Raw genomic sequence first — 22,139 nt, forward strand, 5'->3', positions numbered from 1 at the left:
TCACGTCTGGCCGTGTACCCACTCGGCGGGCGCGCCGAACGACCCGCAGGGGTGTAACGCTGTGGCGGCCGTGAACGCTGAGGGAGGTAGTGCCCATGCGTCCCACCAGTCACGGTGGGACCTGACCCTCGGGGGAGATCCATGCGTCCACGGACGTCACGCACCGCCGTCCTCACCACCGTCGCGCTCGCCGCGACGCTCCTGGCATTCACACCTCCGGCGTCGGCCGCGCCGACCTGGGTGGACACGCCCGACATCGTCGGCACCGGCGACCAGGTCCGCCAGCTGCACGCGTCCGGGACCAGCCTGGCCTGGGTCGACACCGCGAACGACGACGTCGTCGAGGCGGTCCGCAAGCCGGGCGAGGCCTGGTCCGCCCCCATCGTGCTCGCGAGCCCGGGCGCCACGCCTCGCATCGAGATGACGGACGGCTCGACCGTCTACTTCCGCGTCGGCACGTCGCTGCGGAGGGTGACGCTGGACCCGTCGACCCTCGCGCCGACGGCTCCCACCGAGATGACGGCGTCGTACGTGCCGGGGACGCTCGCCTCCTTCGGCGACCTGCCCACGTGGGCCGAGGACCTCGGGGGTGGGCAGCAGCGGATCGTCGCCCAGAACGGCTCGACCCTGCAGGTCGTGCGCCCGGCCGCCGCGGTGACCTACCGCGAGGTCGTCGGTGGGTTCGCCCCCGGTGACCACGGCCAGCTGGCCTGGGTCGAGGAGGCAGCAGGCGGCGCCCAGCAGCTCTTCACCGAGCACTGGAACGGCCAGCCCGCGCTGCTCGGGGACACCGGGTCGACGTACGCCGACCTCGACTTCAGCAGCTCCGGCGACCTGACCTGGGTCCAGACGACCGGCGCGACGCCGGCACGAGTGCGCGCCGCCCAGGTCGCGTCCGACGGCGTGGCCTGGACCGCGGTGGACGTGCCGGGCGGACCGGGTGCGGCGGCGGACCCGTCGGTCGGTCGGTTCGCCAACGGCGGCCGCGTGCTCGTCTGGCGCGAGCAGGACGGCGGCACCTGGTCGGTGCGGTCCTCCACCGCGCCGGCGCGCGGTGGCAAGTGGGCCGCCGCGGCCACACTGGCGACCGGATCGGGCTCGCTCGCGCCCGACACGTACTCCTCGGGCTCCGGCTACACCGGTCAGCTCGCGTCCTGGTGCCGCCCGGACACGACCGGCTGCACGATGCAGGGGGCGTTCCGTGCTCCCGGCTCTGCCGGCGCCTGGGGTGCGGTGACCGACCTCGGCACCGTCGCCGACGCTGCCGACGCCCGCCTGGGGCGCCTCGCGGACGAGTCGTCCCCGACTGCCTGGACGGGTGCCGGTGACGACATCCGGATCAGCGTCAACGACCACACCGCACCGGTGACGACGTCGCAGGGCTCGACCGCCGTGGCCCTGGACAACGTGCTGCCCGCGACGTGGTCGGCCGTCGACGACTGGAGCGCGGTCGCGTCGTACCGGCTCCAGGTCGCCGACGTCGGTCCCCGCGACGACAGCGGTCGGCTGAGCTGGCGCGACGCGTCGGCGGCCACGACCGCGACCGAGCGCAAGCTCCGGGTCGCGCGGGGAGCCACGCGGTGCTACCGGGTGTTCGCCACCGACGCAGTCGGCAACGCCGAGTCGGGCGCCGACGAGCACTGCACGACGGCCCCGCTGGACGACCGCGACCTGCGCCGCTCCACCGGGTGGGAGGCGGTCAGCGACGCCAAGAGCTACCGGAGCACTCTGATGCGCACCAAGCAGCGCGGGGCGAAGCTGGCGTACAGCAACTACCCGTTCAACAGCGTGAAGCTCCTCTTCCGTCGGTTCCCCCGCGGTGGGACGGTCGAGATCCTGCTCTCCGGTCAGCACGTGCGGACCCTGAGCACGGCGGGCGCCGCGATGCGTGAGGTCGCGCTGCCGGCCAGCCGGCCCGACCTGGGCAACCGCGACCGCATCCTGCAGATCCGGGTCGTCTCGAAGGGACGCCTGGTGCTCATCGACGGGGTCATCCCGCCGACCAACCCGCAGCGGTGACCGGCCCGACCTCCTGATGCAAGGGGTTTCACCGTTGCGGTGAGACCGGCTCCCGGGATGGGGTCGAGGTGACCAACCTCGGCCTCATCTCGGGAGATCCCATGGCTCGTCGTCTGCTCTTGTCCGCTGTCTGCGCCGTGCTCGCCTCCGGCGCGGTCGTGGGCGTTCCGTCCGCTGCCCACGCCGCGACGTACTCCGCCCCGCTGAGCCAGGCCGTCGCCTCGCTGCCGGTCGCGAGTGAGGTGCGCACCGGCTACGACCGCGACCTCTTCACGCTCTGGACCGACGCCGACGGCGACGGGTGCAACACCCGCAACGAGGTGCTGATCGCCGAGGCGGAGGAGGCGCCGAGCGTCGGCTCGGGCTGCGCGCTGACGGGCGGACGCTGGTTCTCCTACTACGACGGCGTCTCGCAGTACGCGCCGGCGGACCTGGACATCGACCACATGGTGCCGCTGGCCGAGGCCTGGGACTCCGGTGCTCGCAGCTGGTCGAGCGCGAAGCGGACGTCGTACGCCAACGACCTGGGCGACTACCGCACGCTCGTGGCGGTCACCGACTCGGTGAACCAGACGAAGAGCGACCAGGACCCGGCCGAGTGGCTGCCCGCCCAGCAGCAGTGCCGCTACCTGCGGGAGTGGGTCGCCGTGAAGCACCGATGGGCGCTCAGCGTCGACAGCGCCGAGAAGAGCGCCCTGACCTCGCTCGCCGCGGGCTGCAGCGACGTGACGATCACGGTCGAGACGGTGTCGTAGCCGGCCGACTGCGCGCCACCTTCCGTCCACAGGGCGGTCTCCGACGCCCGCCTCCACAGGAGCCCGTCGTCGTCGCTCCCGATGTCCTCACCCGCTCCTAGCGTCAGCGGCGCACCGGATCGGCCGGTGCCCGACCTCTCGGGAGCACCATGAGACACCTGACCGTCCTGATCGTCGCCTCCGTCGTCGCCCTCCTGGGCTGCGGCACCGGCGTGGCCGCGCTCGCCGCCGGCCCGCCGGGCGTCGCGGCCCCGCCCGGCGACACGGTCGTCGAGGTCACCGGCGACGCCGCCAACGGCTTCGAGATCCGTCACTACGACGGGACCGCGCTCTACCCGCCGACCGACTCCGAGGCGCGTGCGGAGTGCGGTGAGTACGACACCCGGGTCGCCCGGGTGCGCTGCCGGGTCGAGGTGCGCACCTGGTACCGCGACCTCGCCGATCTCCAGCAGGCGCTCGACTGGGCGCACTCCCGGTAGGCCGCGCCATGGCAGGATCGGCCTCGTGGAGGCCGGACCGCTCGATCGGATGTGGCACGTGGGCCGCACGTCGGTCCGGGCGCGGGTCAAGCGGTGGGAGTCCAAGCGCTGGCAGATCGGCCAGTGTGCGGTCGCCGCGGGCGTCGCCTGGTTCGTGGCCGCCGACCTGCTCGGTCACCAGACCCCGTTCTTCGCCCCGGTCGCCGCCGTGGTCGCCCTCGGCACCTCCTACGGGCAGCGGCTGCGCCGGGTCGCCGAGGTCACCATCGGGGTCGCCGTGGGCGTCTTCCTCGCCGACCTGCTGGTCGCGTGGCTCGGGTCGGGCGGCTGGCAGATCGCCCTGATCGTCGCCCTGGCGATGTCGGCGGCGTTCCTGCTCGACGGCGGCCAGCTCTTCGTCACCCAGGCAGCCGTGCAGTCGATCGTGATCGCCGGCCTGGTCGCCGATCCCGATCAGGCGTTCACGCGATGGACCGACGCGGTCGTCGGCGGCCTGGTCGCCCTGGTGGCCGCGACGGTCGTCCCGGCTGCACCGCTGCGCCGCCCTCGCGAGCAGGCGGCGGTGGTGATGCACAAGATCTCGGAGCTGCTGCGGGCGGCGGGGGAGGTGATGGTCGACGGGGAGCTCGACCGCGCGATGGCCCTCCTGGCCGATGCGCGGACGACGGACTCGCTGATCCGCGAGCTCAAGGACGCAGCCGACGAGGGTCTCTCGGTGGTCGAGTCATCACCCTTCCGGGTCCGGCACAAGGGGGACCTGCGCAAGATGGTCGACCTGGTCGACCCGCTCGACCGGGCCCTGCGCAGCACCCGCGTGCTGGTGCGGCAGACGGCGGTGGCGGCCTACCACCGGCGTCCGGTGCCGGGCTCCTACTCCCTGCTCGCCCTCGACCTCGCCGACGCCGCCGACGTCGCCGCGGAGGAGCTCGCCTCGGACCGGATGGCGGTCGCGGCTCGGGACGCCCTGCTGGCGGTGGGTGACGCGACGGGCCGCGTGGAACGGACCGACGTGCTCGCGGCGGAGGCCGTCCTGGCCCAGATCCGCTCCGTCGTCGTCGACCTGCTCATGGTGGCCGGGCTCAGCCAGCTCGAGTCGACGGACGCGCTCCCGCCACCGCCGCGATGAGCACACCCGAAGCTCGGCGGTGGGTGCTGCACGTGGACCTCGACCAGTTCCTGGCGGCGGTGGAGGTGCTGCGGCACCCGGAGCTGGCGGGCCTGCCGGTGGTCGTGGGGGGCCGGGGCGACCCGACCGAGCGCGGGGTGGTGTCGACGGCGTCGTACGAGGCCCGCGCCTTCGGCGTCGGCTCGGGGATGCCGCTCCGGGTGGCGGCGCGCAAGTGCCCCGACGCGGTCTTCCTGCCCGTCGACCGGGAGGCGTACGACGCGGCCTCCGAGCAGGTGATGTCCGCGCTGCGCTCGCTCGAGTGGAGCGGTGCGCCGGTGGTGGTCGAGGTGCTCGGGTGGGACGAGGCGTTCCTGGCCGCCGGACCGGGTCACGGAGAGCTCGGCGACCCCCGGACGTTCGCGGAGCACATTCACGCCGAGGTGCTGGCCGCCAGCGGCCTGCACTGCTCGGTCGGCATCGGCGACAACAAGTTCCGGGCCAAGATCGCGACCGACTTCGGCAAGCCGCGCGGGATCTGGCAGCTGACGGCCGACAACTGGGACGAGGTGATGGGGGACCGGCCGACCTCCGCGCTGTGGGGGATCGGGCGCAAGACCGCGGCCCGGCTCGCCGGGCTCGGCATCGACACCGTCGCCCAGCTCGCGCGCTCGGACGTCCGGGTCCTGGCGGCCGAGGTCGGGCCGTCGACCGGTCCGTGGCTGCACCGGCTCGGCCGTGGTGAGGACTCGAGCCCGGTCGATGCGACGCCCTGGGTGCCGCGGGCGCACGGGCGCGAGGAGACCTTCCAGGTCGACCTGGAGGACTGGGCCGAGGTGGCCGACGCCGTACGCCGGATCACCCGCCGGGCGGTCGAGGACATCGACCGCGAGGGCCGCCCGGCCGCCCGGGTCGGGCTGAAGATCCGGCTCAAGCCGTTCATCACGCTGAGCCGCAGCCTGACCCTGCCCGAGGCCACCAACGACCCCGACGTGCTCGCCGAGGCCGCCGTCTCGCTGCTCGACCGGGTCGACCAGGACCGACCGGTCCGGCTCCTCGGGGTTCGGCTCGAGATGGTCGAGCCCGACGGTGGCTACGCCCGCTAGCTAGAGGCTCTCGCGGAGCTCCCGCACCACGGAGTCGACGACGGCGACGAGGTCGCCCTCGTGCTCGGCGGCGACCGCGCGCTGACGCTGGTAGGACGCGCCCCGGCGCGGCACGTCGAGGACCGACGCCAGCTCGGTCGAGCAGCCCAGGCGGTCGGCGACCGGAGCGAGCCGCTCGACCAGGTCGGCGAGGTCGTCGGTGACGAGCCGCTCGCTCGACGCGGCGTCGGTGATGACGATCGCGTCGAGCCCGTAGCGGGCGGCGCGCCACTTGTTCTCCTGGACGTGCCAGGGCGGCAGCACGGGCAGCTGCTCGCCGTTCGCGAGGCGGGTGTCGAGGTCGACCACGAGGCAGTGCGTCAGCGCCGTCAGCGCGGCGAGCTCGGAGACCGTGGAGACGCCGTCGCAGATGCGGTTCTCGAGGGTGCCGAGGTGCGCGGCCGGACGGACGTCCCAGCGGATCTCGTTGAGCTCGTCGATGACCCCGGTGGTGAGCTGGTCGCCGACGAACGACTCGAACTCCGACCACTCGCTGAACTGGAACGGCAGGCCCGCGGTCGGCAGCTGCTGGAACATCAGCGCCCGGTTGGACGCGTAGCCGGTGTCAACGCCGGCCCAGATCGGGGACGAGGCCGACAGCGCCTGGAGGTGCGGGTGGTAGTTGAGCAGCGCGGAGAGCACCGGCATCACCCGCTCCTGGGCGGGCAGGCCGACGTGCACGTGCACGCCCCAGATCAGCATCTGGCGACCCCACCACTGGGTGCGGTTGATCAGCTCCTCGTAGCGATGTCCCTCCGACAGCTGCTGCACGGTCCAGGACGCGAAGGGGTGGGTGCCGCCGCCGAACAGGTCGATGTCGAGCTCGTCGCCGGCCGGGACGACCCTCTCGAGGGTGCCGCGGACGTCGTCCATGGCCTCGCCGACCGTGTGGCAGATGCCGCTGACGACCTCGACGGTGTTGCGCAGCAGCTCCTTGTGCAGCTTGCCCGGGTCGGCCAGCCGCGGCTTGGCGCGCGCGAAGAGGTGGGTGGCGTCGTTGCGCAGGTCGCGGGTACGCCGGTCGACCAGCGCCAGCTCCCACTCGACGCCGAGCGTGGGCTCGGAGGACCCGTGGAAGTCGATGCGCACACCGCACAGCGTTCCACAGCTCAGTGCGAGAGCAGGTCCCCCAGTCGGGCGAGCCAGGCAGCGGCGCTGCCGTCGTACGGCGCGCGCTCGCCGCGGACCGCTGCGTGCACGAGGTCGCAGGAGTCCATCGCCGCGCGGGCGAGCTCGTCGGGATAGGCGAACCGCACCCGGTGGTCGGCGAACTCGTCCTCGTCGTCGATCCAGACGCGCCCGGTCGGGCCGCACACGACGTCGAGGTCGAGGTCGACCGCCCGCACGACAGCGCCGTCCCACACCGGGGGCGTGGCGATGTCGACGTACACGCGCACCGGTCCGCCGACGTCGTGGAACGTGGCGAGCCAGCCGCGCTCAGCCTCCGGACCGGGCGGCGGGACCAGGCCGACCTGGTTCGTCGGGGCGACGTACGTCGCCCCGGGCCGGCTCATCCGGGTGCCGGCGGCGATCCCGAGCCAGTCGCCGTGCTCGTCCGTGCCGAGGAGCCGGCAGTCGAACTCCCAGTGCGGCCGCTCACCCCACTTCGTCATCACCACGCGGACGGCATCGCCGGGGAGGACAGGCACATCGACCTTCCTACCAGGGAACTGCCACCATGGCGGCCATGCTGGAGGCACGCGAGCTCAACCTGACGCTCGACTTCTGCCTGCGCGTGGGCGAGCTCCTGCTCTCCTCGGGCGCCGGCGCCGCGGACGTCACCTCGGCGATGCAGTCGCTGTCGTGGCAGCTGGGTGCCCGCAACCCGGAGGTGGACGTCACCTTCACGTCCCTGTCGATGAGCTACCAGGCCGACCCCGAGGAGCCGGCGTTCGTGCTGATCCGGCAGGTCAAGCAGCGCGACATCGACTACGAGCACCTCACCCAGGTCGACCACCTGATGCGCGACGTGCTGAACGGGGAGTGCGACCTCAAGGAGGCCCGCACCCGGCTGGCCCGGATCGTCTCGTCGGGCCACACGCTGCCGCGCTGGGCGGTGACCCTCGGGTGGGGCGCGATGTGCGCCGGCGTCGGCCTGCAGCTCGGTGGTGACGCGATCGTCGTGGCGATCGCGTTCGTCGCCGCCGTCTGCATCGACCGGGTGCAGATGATGCTGGCCCGGCGGCGCGTGCCGTTCTTCTACCGGCAGGTCGCCGGCGGCGGCGTCGCCACGCTGATCGCGGTGGGAGTCGCCGCGCTGCCTCCGGTCGACCTCGACCTGTCACTGGTGGTCAGCGCCAACATCGTCATGCTGCTCGCCGGCATCGGCTTCATGGGCGCCCTGCAGGACGCGCTGTCCGGCTTCCACGTGACAGCCGGGGCCCGGTTGACCGAGGCGCTGCTTGCGACCGCCGGCATCATCGCCGGGGTCAGCGGCGGCCTCCAGATCGGCGACTACTTCGGGGTCGCGGTCGGCCGGCTCGACCCCGGCACCGGGGCCGACCTCAAGGGCGTCTCCCTGATGGCGGCGGGCGCCGCGGTCTGTGCGGCATCCTTCGCGTTCGCGGCGTACGCGCCCCGTCGTTCGCTGGTCGTGATCGGTGGGGTTGCGGCCGTCGCCATGGTCATCTCCCAGTCCGGCAACGCCACCGGGTTCGGACGCACCTGGCCGATCGCGACGGCGGCGTTCTTCGTCGGCCTGGTCGCCTACCAGCTCGCCGCGCGGCTCCGGGTGCCGCCGCTGGTGCTGGTGGTCCCGGCGGTCGTGCCGATGCTTCCCGGTCTGTCGATCTACCGCGGCCTGACGCTGCTGACGGAGGGCGGCGACCAGGCCTCGGAGGGGCTTCTCGCGATCATCACGGCCGCGTCCATCGCGCTGGCGCTGGCCTCGGGCGTGATCCTGGGTGAGTTCGTCGCCCAACCGCTGCGCCGCGAGGCGCGCAAGCTGGAGAACCGACTGGCCGGCCCGCGCCTCGTGGGACCGCTGCGGGCGCGACCGACCCGGGCCAACCGACGCGAACGGCGCGAGCGCCAGGACGGGTGAGCGGTCAGACGACCTTCGTCGGCGCGAGCTTCTTGGCGCGGTTGGCGACGACGTCCTGGTAGCGGGAGCCGAGCAGCTTCGCGATCTGGTGGACGGCGTGGGCGTCGATCCCGACCAGCACGCGGGCCTTGTCGGTCTCCACGCCCTTGAGGATGATCTCGGCGGCGCGCTCGGGCTCCATCCGGGCGAGCTTGGCGTCGAAGAACCTCGCGCTCTCGGCGCCGTCCTCCTTGTCGGAGTAGCGGGCGCTGCGGGCGATCGCGGTCTTGATGCCGCCCGGGTGCACGACGGTCACGCCGACCGGGTGACCGGCGACCAGCATCTCCTCGCGCACCGCCTCGGAGAGGCCGCGGACGGCGTACTTCGCCGCGTTGTACATGCTCTGGCCGGGCATCGAGACCAGCCCGAAGAGCGACGAGATGTTGACCAGATGGCCGTCGCCGGAGGCGATCAGGTGCGGCAGGAACTCCTTGGTGCCGTGGACGACACCCCAGAAGTTGATGCCCATGATCCAGTCCATGTCGGGGTACTCGAGGTCGACCAGGTCACCGGCGAGCGCGACGCCCGCGTTGTTGACGACCAGGTCGACCTGCCCGAAGTGCTCGACGACCTGCTCGGCGTACGCCGCGAACGCGGCCCGGTCGGCCACGTCGAGGTGGTCGGAGCGCACCTCGCGCGCGCCGGCGTTCTTGACCAGGTCGACCGTCTCGGCGAGCCCCCGGTCGTCGACGTCGGAGAGCGCCAGCCGGGCACCCCGGCCGGCGAGGTCGAGCGCGAGGGCGCGGCCGATGCCGGAGCCGGCGCCGGTGATCACGGCGACCTTGGAGTCGAGGTTCTTCATGCGAGGACGTCCTCTCGGGTGGTCGTCGGGCGGCGTACGTCGTAGGCGTCGGCGTCGAAGCTCGCGAGCTGACGCCGGAAGGTGATCGTGGACTTCGGCCACAGCGTCGTGTTGCGGCCGTGCTCGTCGAGGTACCAGCTCGAGCAGCCGCCGCGGGTCCACACGGTGCGCTTCATCCGGCGCTGGAGGTCGGCGTTCCACCGACGCGTGGCCTGCGGACGCGGCTCGACGGATGCCCAGCCGCGGTCGCTCATGGTGCGGATCGCGTCGCGCACGTAGGCGACCTGGGACTCGATGATGAAGACCATGCTGGTGTGGCCCTGGCCGGTGTTGGGACCGACCAGCATGAAGAGGTTGGGGAACCCCGGCACGGTCGTGCCCTTGTACGCCGCCATGCCGGTCTCACGCCAGACGTCAGCGAGGGTTCGGCCCGCGACGCCGGTGATGTGCTCGGTGACCGGCAGCTCGGTCGTGTAGAAGCCGGTGGCGACGACCAGCACGTCGACGGGCCGCTCGACGCCGTCGGAGGTGACGACCGCGTCGCCGGTGACCTTCGCGATCCGCTCGGTGACCAGCTCGGTGTTGTCGGCCGCGAGCGCGGGGTAGTACGTGTTGGACCGCAGCACGCGCTTGCAGCCGAACTCGAAGTACGGCGTGACCTTGGCGCGCAGCGCGGGGTCCTTGATCCCCTTGGCGATGTTGGCGGCCGCGGCCTTCTTGGCCGGCGCCGCGAACTTCGGCTCGATGGTGAACGCCGGCACGTAGCCCTCGTGGGCCCAGTAGATGCCGGTGCGGTAGAGCCGGCCGAGCGCCGGCAGACGTCGCAGCGCCTCGCGCTCGAGCCCGCCGTACACCCGGTCGTTGCGAGGGATCACCCACGGGGCGGTGCGCTGGTAGACGTCGAGGTGCCCCGCCACCGCCTGCATCTCCGGGACGATCTGGATCGCCGAGGCGCCGGTACCGATCACGGCGACCCGCTTGCCGGTCAGGTCGACGGAGTGGTCCCAGCGCGCCGAGTGGAAGAGGTGGCCCTGGAAGTCCTCGATGCCCTCGATGTCCGGCAGCTTGGGCTCGGAGAGCCCGCCGGCGCCGAGGATCAGGGTCGTGGCGGTGAGGGTGCGCGTACCCTGCGGACCGGTGACCTGCACCGTCCAGCGTGCGGCCGCCTCGTCCCACGTGGCGTCGTCGAAGCTGGTGTCGAAGACGAAGCGGTCGAGGGTGCCGGACCGCTCCGCGACGCCTCGGATGTAGTCCTGGATCTCCGGGCCGGGGGAGTAGGAGCTGCTCCACTCCGGGTTGGGCGCGAACGAGAACGAGTAGAGCTGGCTGGGCACGTCACAGGCCGCGCCCGGGTAGGTGTTGTCGCGCCAGGTGCCGCCGACGTCGGAGGCCTTCTCGACCACCAGGTAGTCGCGCTCGCCGTCCTCCTGGAGCTTGATCGCGGCGCACAGTCCCGCGAACCCGGCGCCGACGATGAGATGGTCGACGTGCTGGACACTCATGCCCCGACCGTACTTCCGTTATTGAACGAGCGTCAATAGAGTGAGGATCGTGACGACCACCCCGCGCACCCGGCTCTCGCCCGAGCAGCGCCGCGAGCAGCTGCTCGACCTCGGCGTCCGGCTGCTGGCGCACCGATCGCTCGACGAGCTGTCGATCGACCTGCTGGCCGAGGAGGCCGGCATCTCCCGGGGCCTGCTCTACCACTACTTCGGCAGCAAGCAGGCGTTCCACGAGGCCGTTGTCCGGCACGCGGCCGACGACCTGATCGCGCAGACCACCCCGCCGACCGGCGGCGAGCCGATGGAGCGGCTGCTGGCCTCGGTCACGGCGTACGTCGACTACGTGATCGACAACCACGAGGGCTACGTCTCGCTGGTGAAGGCAGCGGCCGGCGGCAACGAGAGCCTGCGGGCGATCTACGAGGACGCCCGCTCCGCGCTCAACGGCCGGATCTTCCGTGAGGACACCGCGGGCCAGATCCTCACCGACACCCCGCTCGCGCGGCTCGTGGTCCGCGGCTGGTCCGCGATGACCGAGGAGCTCGTGCTCGCCTGGATCGACGACCCGCACGACATCGGCCGCGACGACCTGGTCGCGATCATCGTGGAGTCGTTGCCCGCGGTGGTGGCGGTGCTCCCGGCAGACTGACGTCGATCGTGGTGTCACCCGGGACGGACCGCAGCGTGACCCGGCCGCGGTGCGCACTGATGATCGCGTCGACGAGCGAGAGGCCGAGGCCGACGCCGACCTCCTGACCGCGGGTCCGCGCCGCGTCGCCGCGGGCGAACCGCTCGAACGCGTGGTCGACGAGGTCCGGGGCGAAGCCGGGACCGTCGTCGTGCACCGCGAAGCCGTCGCGCCGCACGGTGACGGTCACCGTGGTGCCGGCCGGGGTGTACTTCCGGGCGTTGGTCAGCAGGTTGGTGACCACCTGGTGCAGCCGGAGCTCGTCGCCGACGACGAGCGCGGGGGAGTCGACCAGGTCGTCGGGCAGGTCGACCCGCCACCGGTGCCCGGCGTCGATGACGCGGGCGTCCGAGACCGCCTCGACCAGCAGCCGCGTCAGGTCGACGGGCTCGCGCTCGAGCGGCCGGCCGGCGTCGAGGCGGGCCAGCAGCAGCAGGTCCTCGACCAGCGACGTCATCCGGTCCGACTCCTCCTCGACCTTGTCGAGGGCGGTGCCGAGCATCGCGGGGTCGTCGGGTCGCTGCCGGGCGAGCTCGGTGTAGCCGGCGATCGTCGCCAGCGGGGTGCGCAGCTCGTGGGAGGCGTCGGCCACGAACTGGCGCACCTGCTGCTCGCTGCGGTGCCGCGCCGCCAGCGAGGTCTCGACGTGCTCGAGGAGCGTGTTGAGCGCCGAGCCCACCTGGCCGACCTCGGTGCGCTCGTCGGTGAGGTGGTCGGGCACCCGCTCGGTCAGGTCGATGTCGCCCTCCGCCAACGGCAGCTCCGACACGGCGTGCGCGGTCGCGGCCACTTCTCGCAGCGGCCGCAGCTGACGGCGTACGACGACCAGCGCGGCGGCGCCGGCTCCTGCCACCGCGACCAGGGCGAGCACGATCTCCCACCGGATCAGGTTGGAGACGACGTCGTCGACGTCCTCGGTCGGCAGGCCAACGATCAGGGTGCTCGTAGTGAGTTCCGCGGCCACGACGCGGTAGGACGCGCCGTCGACCTCGACCTGATGCACCTCTTGGTCCGTCGGCACCGCGTCGAGATCGTCCAGAGTCGCGCTCGAGAGGGAGGTGGGCGCCGCCCCGCGCTCGCCACTGATGATCTCGCCCTGCGACGTGTCGCCCACGACGGCGATGAGGGTCCCGGGCGCCTGGTTGCCGACGTCGAAGCCCGAGCCTGGAGGCCCGCTGGGCCGCGTCACCTGGCGGAAGGCCGCGTGCACGTCGGAATCCAGCTGACGCGTCAGGTAGCTGCTCACGGCGAAGGTCGTGGCTGTGCCGATCAGGACCGAGACCAGCAGCACCAGGGTGATGGTCGTCAGGACCAGGCGCGACGTGAGCGACCGCAGCTGGTCGCGGACCCTGATCACGATGCCGGCTTGAGCACGTACCCGGCGCCGCGCATCGTGTGGATCATCGGCTCGTGGCCGGCGTCGATCTTCTTGCGCAGGTAGGAGATGTAGAGCTCGACCACGTTCGCCTGGCCGCCGAAGTCGTAGTTCCAGACGCGGTCGAGGATCTGGGCCTTGCTCAGAACCCGCCGCGGGTTGCGCATCAAGAAGCGGAGCAGCTCGAACTCGGTCGCGGTCAGCATGACGTCCTGGCCGCCGCGGCGTACCTCGTGGCTGTCCTCGTCGAGCTCGAGGTCGCCGACGGTGAGGACCGACGACGTGACGGCCTGCTGGGCGCCGGCGCGGCGCATCAGGGCGCGCAGCCGGGCGACAAGCTCCTCCAGGGAGAACGGCTTCGTCACGTAGTCGTCGCCGCCGGCCGTGAGACCGGCGATCCGGTCCTCGACCGCGTCGCGGGCGGTCAGGAACACCACCGGCAGGTCGGGCTGGGTGGCGCGCATCCGGCGCAGCACCTCGAGGCCGTCGAAGTCCGGCAGCATCATGTCGAGCACCACGGCGTCGGGCTTGAGCTCCTTCGCCGCCGCGACCGCCTTGGAGCCGGTGTGCGCGGCACGCACGTCCCAGCCCTCGTAGCGCAGTGCCATCGACACCAGCTCGGCGATGTTCACCTCGTCGTCGACGACGAGCACGCGCAGGGGGGTGCCGTCCGGTCGGGTCAGGTCCATGGCTGACACCTTGCCGACAGTACCTGTGCCTTTCCTGTGAGCGTCCTGTGCTGATCTCAGGTGCTGCTCATCGCTCGGGCACAGGTTCAGCACAGGTCCGGGCGGGAGGGTCGCCCCATGAACGATGCGCACGACCCGACCGCGACCCTCCCGACCCCGCCGCCGCCCCCGCTCGCCGAGCCGGCCCCTCCCGCCGAGCCGAAGGTGCGCCGTACCCTCGGCCTCCCGGTCGTCGGCGCCGTCGCCGCTGCCGCCCTGCTGATCGGCGGCCTCGCCGGCGGCATCATCGGGTACGCCGTGCACTCGGACTCCGACGGCGGCCGACCCGACTTCGGCACCCGTCAGGGTGGCCCGGGTCAGCAGTTCCAGCAGGGCGGCCCCGGCAACGGACAGCAGCCCCAGCCGCCCAGCAACGGCTAGGCCAGGAGGTCCCGCACGGCCAGCGACGCGAACACCATCGCCGAGCCGAGCGGGGCGCCCGGTCCCGGGTAGCGCGGACCGAAGACCGACGCCGCGCTGTTGCTGGATGCGTAGAGCCCGGCGATCGCCGACCCGTCCTCGCGGAGCACCCGGCCGGCGCTGTCGGTGACGAGGCCGCCCTTGGTGCCGAGGTCCGACAGCACGAACCGGGCGGCGTAGAACGGCGCCTGGTCGCACGGTGCCGGCGCCGCCCCGCCGGTGAAGAACGAGTCGTACTCGTCCTGGCCGCGGCCGAAGTCCTCGTCGACGCCGGACGCGCAGAAGCCGTTGAAGCGCTCGACGCTGGCGACCAGCGCGTCGGCGGGTACGCCGATCCGCTCGGCCAGCTCGCCGATCGTGTCGGCCTGCACCCAGGTGCCGGCGGCGAGGTGCTCGGCCGGGTCGCCCTCGGGCATCGCGATCGCGGGGAGCCGTCCGCCCTCACGGGAGTCGAAGACGAACCAGGACGGGATCCGGCCTGCCGATCCCTGGGCTGCCTCGGCCATGATCCGGCCGAACCGGTCGTAGGGCAGGGCCTCGTTCGCGTACCGGTTGCCGGTCGCGTCGACCATCAGCCCGGACCGGAAGCCCAGCGTGAACGAGCCGCCGCCGTCGGGCTGCTCCAGGCCGGGGCAGAACCAGCCAACGCCGCGGTAGTCGGCGGCCGCACCGATCGCGACGCCGGCCGCGATCGGCTCGCCGGTGTTGGTGCCTCGGGGCGCCATGGTCCAGGAGACATCACCGGGGACGCCGTGCGACGCTCGCTCCTCGGCGTTGCCCTCGAAGCCGCCGGCCGCGATCAGCACGCCCCGCCGGGCCCGGATCTCGACCGGACCCTCGGGCGTCATCGCCGCGACGCCGGCGACCCTGGTGTCGGTGCCGTCGCCGTCCAGGACCAGACCGGTCATCGGCAGGTCGGTCAGCACGGTCCCGCCCGCGCCCACGAACCCCTCGAGCAGCCGGGCGATCAGCGCCTGCCCGCCGGACAGCGTGTTGCGGCCACCCTCGCCGGCGCGGTCGCGCTCGACGGGCGGCCGGACCAGCGCCGCGACCTCGGGCGTCAGGTCGCCGCGCTTGATGCTGGTCGGCTGGATGGAGCGGCCCATGGCCACCCGACCCGGCGCGTCGTAGTACTCCGAGAACGGCAGCCACTCGAAGGGGATGCCGGCCTCCTCGAGCTCGGCCACCAGCTCGGGGGAGTGCGTCAGGAACGCCTCGACCCGCTCCTGGTCCGGCGTCCAGTCGGGGTCGGCGAGCACGGCCTCGAGGTAGGCGCGGGCGCCGTCGGTCGAGTCGCTGATCCCGGCCCGCTGCTGCACCTGGCTGCCGGGCAGCCAGCAGGCGCCGCCGGAGTACGCCGAGGTGCCGCCCACGAGCGGGGTCTTCTCGACCACCACGGTCGACAGCCCGGCCCGCTGGGCGAGGAAGGCGCCGGTCATGGCCCCGCCCCCCGAGCCGACCACCACGACGTCGTACACCTGAGCCTCGGTCATGAGCGCGATACTAGAACAGGTTTCAGTTGGGTGGTTTCGAGACAGGACTTCGTCCTTCCTCAACCACCGACGACGGTGGTTGAGGAAGGCGCCCTGGCGCCTGTCTCGAAACCACCTCGACGCCACCCGGCACAATGGTCCAGTCATGACCGAGCTCCAGATCACGTATCCGCCGGAGCTGCCGGTCACCCAGCGTCGCGACGACATCGCCGAGGCGATCCGCGAGCACCAGGTCGTGATCATCGCGGGGGAGACCGGGTCGGGGAAGACCACCCAGCTGCCCAAGATCTGCCTCGAGCTCGGTCGCGGCACGGCGGGCCTGATCGGCCACACGCAGCCGCGCCGGATCGCGGCACGCTCGGTCGCGGAGCGGATCGCCAGCGAGCTCGGCACCGAGCTCGGCGACCTGGTCGGCTACCAGGTCCGCTTCACCGACCGCACCTCGAAGAGCAGCCGGGTCAAGCTGATGACCGACGGCATCCTGCTCGCCGAGCTCCAGCGCGACCGGCAGCTGCGCAAGTACGACACGATCATCATCGACGAGGCGCACGAGCGCAGCCTCAACATCGACTTCCTGCTCGGCTACCTCAAACGGCTGCTGCCACGCCGGCCGGACCTCAAGCTGATCATCACGTCCGCGACGATCGACGTGGACCGCTTCGCGAAGCACTTCGACGCACCGGTGGTCGAGGTGTCGGGGCGCACGTACCCGGTCGAGGTCCGCTACCGACCTCTCATGGAGCTCCCGGAGAACGACGACGAGGGTGAGCCGATCGTCCGCGACCAGACCGAGGCCATCGTCGACGCGGTCACGGAGCTCTCGGCCGAGGGGCCGGGCGACATCCTGGTCTTCCTCCCCGGTGAGCGCGAGATCCGCGACACCGCAGACGCGCTGCAGGACCTGCCCCGCACGGAGATCCTCCCGCTCTACTCGCGGCTCACCGCCGCGGAGCAGCACCGGGTCTTCAGCTCGCACGGCAACGCCGTACGCCGCGTCGTGCTCGCCACCAACGTCGCCGAGACCTCGCTGACCGTCCCGGGCATCCGATACGTCGTGGACACCGGCGTCGCCCGGATCAGCCGCTACTCGGTGCGCACCAAGGTGCAGCGGCTGCCGATCGAGCCGATCAGCCAGGCCTCCGCCAACCAGCGCTCGGGCCGGTGCGGCCGCGTCGAGGCGGGCATCGCCGTACGCCTGTACTCGGAGGAGGACTTCGAGGGCCGTCCGGAGTTCACCGACCCCGAGATCCTGCGCACCAACCTCGCGAGCGTGATCCTGCAGATGGCCAGCCTCGGGCTGGGGGACATCGCGCGCTTCCCGTTCGTCGAGCCGCCGGACAAGCGCAACGTCTCCGCCGGCGTGCAGCTCCTGGAGGAGCTCGGGGCGCTCTCGACGCAGGACGCCCGGCTGACGAGGCTGGGCCGTCGGCTCGCCCGGCTGCCGATCGACCCGCGGCTCGCGCGGATGATCCTCGAGGCCGAGCGGCTCGGCTGCGTGCGCGAGGTCATCGTGATCGCCGCCGCGCTGTCGCTGCAGGACCCGCGCGAGCGGCCCGGCGCCGACCGCCCGAAGGAGCAGGCGCAGGCCGACCAGCTGCACGCGCGCTACAAGGCAGAGGGCAGCGACTTCCTGACCTGGCTCAACCTCTGGCGCTACATCAAGGAGCAGCAGAAGGAGCTCTCCTCCTCGGCGTTCCGCCGGATGTGCAAGCGCGAGTTCCTCAACTACCTGAGGGTCCGCGAGTGGCAGGACTTCGAGTCCCAGCTGCGCCAGGTCTGCAAGGAGATGAAGATCCAGGTCGGTCACCCCGCGGACAACCCCGACAGCGACGGGATCCACCAGGCGCTGCTGTCGGGGCTGCTCTCGCACATCGGCCTGCTCGAGGAGCGCGAGAAGGAGAAGGCCGGGGGCCGTCGGCCGATGCGCGAGTACCTCGGCGCCCGCGGCGCCAGGTTCGCGATCTTCCCGGGCAGCGGCCTGGCCAGGAAGCAGCCCCAGTTCCTGATGGCCGGCGAGCTCGTCGAGACCAGCCGGCTCTGGGCGCGCCAGAACGCCGCGATCAAGCCCGAGTGGGCCGAGCGGCTCGCCGGCGACCTCGCGAAGCGCACCTACTCCGAGCCGCACTGGAGCAAGAAGCGTGCGGCCGTGCTGGCGCACGAGCGCGTCACGCTGTACGGCGTACCGCTGGTCGCCGACCGTCTCGTGTCCTACGGCAAGGTCGACGTGCCGCTCTCGCGGGAGCTCTTCATCCGGCACGCGCTGGTGTACGGCGAGTGGCACACGAGGCACCGTTTCATGGAGACCAACCGCCGGCTGCTCGAGGAGGCCGAGGAGCTCGAGCACCGTGCTCGGCGGCGCGACATCGTCGTCGACGAGCACACGCTCTTCGACTTCTACGACGCGCGCGTCGGGCCGGCCGTCGTGAGTGGCGCGCACTTCGACCAGTGGTGGAAGCAGGAGCGCCGCGAGCGTCCGGACCTGCTCACCTTCGACCTGGCGATGCTCACGCACGACAGCGCCGACGAGGTGTCCGCCGCCGACTACCCGGAGCAGTGGGCATCGGAGGGCCTCACCTTCCCGATCAGCTACCACTTCGAGCCCGGCGCCGCCGACGACGGAATGACCATCGACGTGCCGGTCGCGACGCTCAACCGGGTCGAGGCCGACGACTTCTCCTGGAACGTGCCCGGCCTGCGCGAGGAGCTGGTCACCAGCCTGATCCGCAGCCTGCCCAAGAACCTGCGGGTCACGTTCGTGCCGGCGCCCAACAAGGCGCGGGAGTTCCTGGCTGCGGTACCGCCCGGTGAGGAGCCGCTCCTCGACGCCCTGGAGCGCTGGTGCCGGTCCACGACCGGCGTCGTCGTGCCGCGGGAGGCCTGGGACTGGGCCAAGGTCGCCGAGCACCTGCGCCCGACGTACCGCGTCGTCGACGAGGACGGTCGCGAGCAGGCGCGCGGCAAGGACCTCGAGGCGCTCAAGGAGCCGCTGCGGCCGCAGTTCGCCGCCGCGATCGCCGAGGTCGCGACCGACAGCGGGCTGGCGCGCAGCGGCGAGACCACGTGGGCGTTCGACACCATCGAGGAGTCCTTCGAGCAGGTGCGCGCCGGCCACCAGGTGCGGGTCTTCCCGGCGCTCGTCGACGAGGGCGCGACGGTCGGCCTGCAGGTCTTCGGCACGGCCGAGGAGCAGGAGGCGCGGCACCGACTCGGGGTCCGTCGACTGCTCCTCCTCGCGGTCCCGTCGCCGGTGTCGTCGATCCTCCGCGACCTGACCAACGCCGAGAAGCTCGGGCTCGCCGGCTCGCCGTACCCCAGCGTGGCCGAGCTGCTCGAGGACTGCCGGGCTGCCGTCGTGCAGGCGGTCGTGGACGCGCGGCCGGTGGTGCGCGACCGGACGGCGTACGACGCGCTGCTCGCCGAGGCCGCCCGGGACCACGAGGCCCACCTGCGCGCCACCATGGCCGACGTCATCCGGGTCCTCGGCACGTGGCGGCAGGCCGAGAAGGCGCTGAGCGGTCGTGCCGAGATGCTGATGCTGCCGGCCCTCACCGACATGCGTGCCCAGCTCGCGCGGCTGGTGCACGACGGGTTCGTCGGCGAGGCCGGTGCCGCCCAGCTGAGCCGCTACCCGACCTACCTCGCCGCGCTGGAGCAGCGTCGCGAGCGCCTCGAGTCCCAGCTCGGCCGGGACCGCCAGCTGATGGACCAGGTCGCCGACCTCCAGGACGCCTACCTGCACCAGGTCGACGCGCTGCCCGCCGGCCGGCCGCCCGGCGCGCACCTGCGGCAGGTGCGGTGGATGCTGGAGGAGTACCGGGTGTCGCTGTGGGCCCAGCAGCTCGGCACGCCGTACCCGGTCAGCGATCAGCGCATCCGACGCAGCCTCGCCCCGTAACCTGTGGGGCGTGACGTCCCGCCCCCACCACCGCCCGATGACGCCGGGCGGCAACTTCTTCGAGGCGCTCGTCGGTGGCACCGACCCGGCCCTGGTGAGCGAGGCGGCCGACCGCGCCGCCCAGCTGCTCGTCCGGGGGACGAAGGACGCGGCCGACGCCGCGGTCGCCGAGCGGCTACTGCACCTCGCCGACACCGAGGGCATCGAGACGATCGCCGAGGTCTGGTCGGGGTCGCCGGCGGACTCGCTGGCGGGCTGCCTCTGGCGGCTCTACCTGCTGCGGTCCTGGGTGTACGCCGACCCGCTGGGGGTGTCGCGGCAGTTCGACGCCGGGCGGCGCAGCGCCCAGGTCGCGCGGGTCGTCGCCGGGGTGGCGGACCCGCCCGGCCCGGAGCAGCTGAAGGCCATGATCGACGAGGTCCTGCGTGGCATCGCGGGCAGCGACTTCGCCGACGTGCTGCTGCGCGCCGCCGCCTTCGCACGGGTGGTCGCCACCGGCCGCGCGTCGCTGAGTGGTTCGACCGAGGAGGACGTCCAGCGGATGCTGGTGCTCTCCGAGCAGCTCGAGGCGGCCGGTCACCTCGAACTGGAACAAGGGCTGGCCTGACCCGGTTAGACTCTGCGAGGAGTACGCCGGACCGCGGCAGCCCCGGGTCCCAAAATTAGCCGCCACGAGCGGCCACGCGCCGTGAGGCGCTCCCGGTCCGGCGTACTCCTCTTCTTCTAGGCTCGCCCCATGCGACTCCTGCGGCGGCTCTTCCGCCGACCTGCCACGTCCGCACCCGGTGGTATCTCCTACGCGCCCCGCGCCGACGGTCGTCCGGACCCGGGCGAGGTCGTCTGGGCCTGGGTGCCGTTCGAGGAGGATCCGAAGCAGGGCAAGGACCGGCCGGTGCTCCTCATCGGAGCGCACGGTGGCCAGCTCCTGGGTCTGATGCTGACCAGCAAGGACCACGACCGCGACGCCGCGCAGGAGGCGCACTGGGGGCGGCACTGGATGGACGTCGGAACCGGCGGCTGGGACCGTCGGCGTCGTCCGAGCGAGGTCCGGCTGGACCGGCTCATCCTGCTCGCGCCCGACGCCGTACGCCGTGAGGGCGCTGCGCTGGACCGCGCGACCTTCGACCGCGTGGTGGCCGCCGCGCGCCGCTTCCATCCGCTGGGTCGATAGGGTGGGCGAGGCCCGGGTGACCCCCCGGGCATGTGTGTGGATAGAGCGTTGCATGCAGGTCTGAGGAGGTCAGGTGTCGGTACGTCGGGGACTGCTGGCGTGCGTTGCCGTCGCGGCGGTGCTGACCACCGCCGCCTGCACGAGCGACTCCTCCTCGGAGCCGTCGCCGCCCACTCCCACGCCGACCACGACGGCACCGCCCGAGCAGCTCACCTTCGGTGTCGTCGGGCCCCGCGACGTGCAGCGGGCCTTCCGGGCCACCGTCGACGCCTGGAACCTCGACCCCGACCACATCGACGTCGAGATCCAGAGCTGGCCGACCCAGGCCGCGATGCGCTCCGCGATCGAGGCGGGCGCCAGCGTGCCCGACGTGTTCATGTCCTCGCGCCGCGACCTGGCCTGGCTGCTGGAGAACTCCTACACGCAGCCGGTCGACGAGCTCCTCGACGACCGGGGCGTGCAGTTCGGTGACACCTACTCGCGCGAGGCCCTCGAGGCGTTCAGCACCGCCGACCACCTCCAGTGCATGCCCTACGGCGTGACCCCGACGGTCATCTACTACAACAAGCGGCTGGTCAACTTCGACCGGATGCGGGCGCGCGGCCTCGACGTGCCCGACGAGGACGCGACCAGCTGGTCCTTCGACCAGTTCGCGACCGCAGCGGAGTTCGCCAGCCGACCGGCGCGCGGCTCGAAGGGCGTCCACATCGACCCGACGATCGAGGGTCTGTCGCCGTTCATCCAGTCCGGCGGCGGCACCGTCTTCGACGATCCCGACCAGCCGAAGTCGCTGTCGTTCTCCAGCGACAGCAGCAAGGGCGCACTGGAGCGCACCCTCGAGCTGCTGCGCAACCCGCAGGTCACGCTGGACGAGTCGCAGCTCGACGAGCGGTCGGCGGTCGCGTGGTTCCAGCGCGGCAAGCTCGGCATGATCGCCGGCGACCGGTCGCTGACGCCGATCCTGCGGCAGAAGAGCAACCTCGACTTCGACGTGATGCCGATGCCGCGCCTCGACAGCTCGGCGACCGTCGGCGACGTCACGTCGCTGTGCATGTCGGCGCAGACCGCGAGCACCAGCCTCGCCGCGGACTTCATGGTCCACGAGATCTCCGCCGACTGGGTCGGCCTGGTCGCGAGCACCGGCTACCTGCAGCCCGCCAACGTCGAGGTCGCGCTGTCCGACGACTTCCTGGAGCCCGGCCGCAAGCCCGAGCACGCCGCGTTCTTCAACACCAGCGTCCGCTCGATGTCCGTGCCGCCCCTCATCGACACGCTCCCCGAGCTCGAGGACGCCGTCGCCCCGAGCCTGGAGCAGCTGGTCTACGGCGTCGGCGTGCTGGACCTCGACACCCTCACCACCCAGATCGACGACGAGTCCAAGCCGGTCCTCGACCCCGAGTCCGTCTCCGACTCCGCCTCCCCGTCGGAGTCGCCGTCCTCGGAGTAGCACCGGGCGTGGACGACCCAGGACGTCATACGG

Annotated in this window: 19 protein-coding genes; 12 read left to right on the plus strand and 7 right to left on the minus strand. The window is 72.3% G+C overall.

Annotated elements, in window-relative coordinates:
* Positions 1-141: 141 nt before the first annotated feature.
* The 5 genes from ASC77_RS12575 (at position 142) to ASC77_RS12595 (ending at position 5,464) form a co-directional block, all read left to right on the plus strand.
* A complete protein-coding gene (locus tag ASC77_RS12575; RefSeq protein ID WP_056152999.1) occupies positions 142-2,019 on the plus strand; it encodes a hypothetical protein in 1,878 nt (625 codons plus the stop codon).
* 101 nt (positions 2,020-2,120) lie between these two features.
* On the plus strand, positions 2,121-2,774 hold the full coding sequence (locus tag ASC77_RS12580; RefSeq protein ID WP_056154104.1) for an HNH endonuclease family protein: 654 nt from the start codon (positions 2,121-2,123) through the stop codon (positions 2,772-2,774).
* Between the two features lie 149 nt (positions 2,775-2,923).
* Positions 2,924-3,253 carry a hypothetical protein gene (locus tag ASC77_RS12585; RefSeq protein ID WP_200944973.1) on the plus strand — a complete coding sequence of 110 codons (330 nt, stop codon included), beginning with the start codon at positions 2,924-2,926 and terminating at the stop codon, positions 3,251-3,253.
* A gap of 25 nt (positions 3,254-3,278) precedes the next feature.
* Positions 3,279-4,379 (plus strand): FUSC family protein, encoded by a 1,101-nt coding sequence (locus ASC77_RS12590; protein ID WP_082574664.1) that lies wholly within the window; start codon positions 3,279-3,281, stop codon positions 4,377-4,379.
* Positions 4,376-5,464 (plus strand): DNA polymerase IV, encoded by a 1,089-nt coding sequence (locus ASC77_RS12595; protein ID WP_056153002.1) that lies wholly within the window; start codon positions 4,376-4,378, stop codon positions 5,462-5,464. The genes ASC77_RS12590 and ASC77_RS12595 overlap by 4 nt, the downstream gene beginning before the upstream one ends.
* Here the strand turns inward: ASC77_RS12595 and ASC77_RS12600 are convergent, their stop codons facing one another.
* Both ASC77_RS12600 and ASC77_RS12605 read right to left on the minus strand, forming a co-directional pair.
* Positions 5,465-6,592, minus strand: coding sequence for a glutamate--cysteine ligase (locus ASC77_RS12600; RefSeq protein WP_082574665.1), 1,128 nt, complete (start codon positions 6,590-6,592; stop codon positions 5,465-5,467).
* Between the two features lie 20 nt (positions 6,593-6,612).
* A complete protein-coding gene (locus ASC77_RS12605; RefSeq protein ID WP_056153004.1) occupies positions 6,613-7,152 on the minus strand; it encodes a DUF402 domain-containing protein in 540 nt (179 codons plus the stop codon).
* A 38-nt stretch (positions 7,153-7,190) separates the two neighbouring features.
* Here ASC77_RS12605 and ASC77_RS12610 point away from each other — a divergent pair, with 38 nt between their 5' ends.
* Entirely contained in the window at positions 7,191-8,546 is a 1,356-nt protein-coding gene (locus tag ASC77_RS12610; protein ID WP_082574743.1) for a threonine/serine ThrE exporter family protein, read from the plus strand.
* Positions 8,547-8,550: 4 nt separating this feature from the next.
* On the opposite strand, the gene ASC77_RS12615 is transcribed toward ASC77_RS12610, so the two are convergent.
* Both ASC77_RS12615 and ASC77_RS12620 read right to left on the minus strand, forming a co-directional pair.
* Entirely contained in the window at positions 8,551-9,387 is an 837-nt protein-coding gene (locus ASC77_RS12615) for an SDR family NAD(P)-dependent oxidoreductase (protein ID WP_056153010.1), read from the minus strand.
* Positions 9,384-10,889, minus strand: coding sequence for a flavin-containing monooxygenase (locus tag ASC77_RS12620; protein WP_056153013.1), 1,506 nt, complete (start codon positions 10,887-10,889; stop codon positions 9,384-9,386). The genes ASC77_RS12615 and ASC77_RS12620 overlap by 4 nt, the downstream gene beginning before the upstream one ends.
* A 49-nt stretch (positions 10,890-10,938) precedes the next feature.
* Here ASC77_RS12620 and ASC77_RS12625 point away from each other — a divergent pair, with 49 nt between their 5' ends.
* Positions 10,939-11,538 carry a TetR/AcrR family transcriptional regulator gene (locus ASC77_RS12625; RefSeq protein ID WP_235547618.1) on the plus strand — a complete coding sequence of 200 codons (600 nt, stop codon included), beginning with the start codon at positions 10,939-10,941 and terminating at the stop codon, positions 11,536-11,538.
* Here ASC77_RS12625 and ASC77_RS12630 read toward each other — a convergent pair.
* Complete coding sequence (locus ASC77_RS12630; RefSeq protein ID WP_056153017.1) at positions 11,489-12,934, minus strand: sensor histidine kinase; 1,446 nt, start codon at positions 12,932-12,934, stop codon at positions 11,489-11,491. The two genes, ASC77_RS12625 and ASC77_RS12630, sit on opposite strands and share 50 nt — an antisense overlap.
* Positions 12,931-13,641 carry a response regulator transcription factor gene (locus tag ASC77_RS12635; protein ID WP_056153020.1) on the minus strand — a complete coding sequence of 237 codons (711 nt, stop codon included), beginning with the start codon at positions 13,639-13,641 and terminating at the stop codon, positions 12,931-12,933. The genes ASC77_RS12630 and ASC77_RS12635 overlap by 4 nt, the downstream gene beginning before the upstream one ends.
* 117 nt (positions 13,642-13,758) lie before the next feature.
* Between ASC77_RS12635 and ASC77_RS12640 the strand changes: the two genes are divergently transcribed.
* Positions 13,759-14,061, plus strand: a complete 303-nt coding sequence (locus ASC77_RS12640; RefSeq protein WP_056153023.1) for a hypothetical protein — start codon at positions 13,759-13,761, stop codon at positions 14,059-14,061.
* Here ASC77_RS12640 and ASC77_RS12645 read toward each other — a convergent pair.
* Positions 14,058-15,593: an FAD-dependent oxidoreductase gene (locus ASC77_RS12645; protein WP_056153026.1), complete on the minus strand. Its 1,536-nt coding sequence runs from the start codon at positions 15,591-15,593 to the stop codon at positions 14,058-14,060. The two genes, ASC77_RS12640 and ASC77_RS12645, sit on opposite strands and share 4 nt — an antisense overlap.
* 145 nt (positions 15,594-15,738) lie before the next feature.
* Here ASC77_RS12645 and hrpA point away from each other — a divergent pair, with 145 nt between their 5' ends.
* From hrpA to ASC77_RS12665, 4 genes are all read left to right on the plus strand, one after another.
* On the plus strand, positions 15,739-19,488 hold the full coding sequence (gene hrpA / locus ASC77_RS12650; RefSeq protein WP_056153029.1) for an ATP-dependent RNA helicase HrpA: 3,750 nt from the start codon (positions 15,739-15,741) through the stop codon (positions 19,486-19,488).
* A gap of 10 nt (positions 19,489-19,498) precedes the next feature.
* On the plus strand, positions 19,499-20,095 hold the full coding sequence (locus ASC77_RS12655; protein ID WP_235547620.1) for a hypothetical protein: 597 nt from the start codon (positions 19,499-19,501) through the stop codon (positions 20,093-20,095).
* A gap of 129 nt (positions 20,096-20,224) precedes the next feature.
* A complete protein-coding gene (locus ASC77_RS12660) occupies positions 20,225-20,659 on the plus strand; it encodes a type II toxin-antitoxin system PemK/MazF family toxin (RefSeq protein ID WP_056153036.1) in 435 nt (144 codons plus the stop codon).
* Between the two features lie 73 nt (positions 20,660-20,732).
* Entirely contained in the window at positions 20,733-22,106 is a 1,374-nt protein-coding gene (locus ASC77_RS12665) for an ABC transporter substrate-binding protein (protein ID WP_056153039.1), read from the plus strand.
* The last annotated feature ends 33 nt before the right edge of the window (positions 22,107-22,139 follow it).

The organism is Nocardioides sp. Root1257, from assembly GCF_001425175.1.
Lineage (GTDB): Bacteria > Actinomycetota > Actinomycetes > Propionibacteriales > Nocardioidaceae > Nocardioides.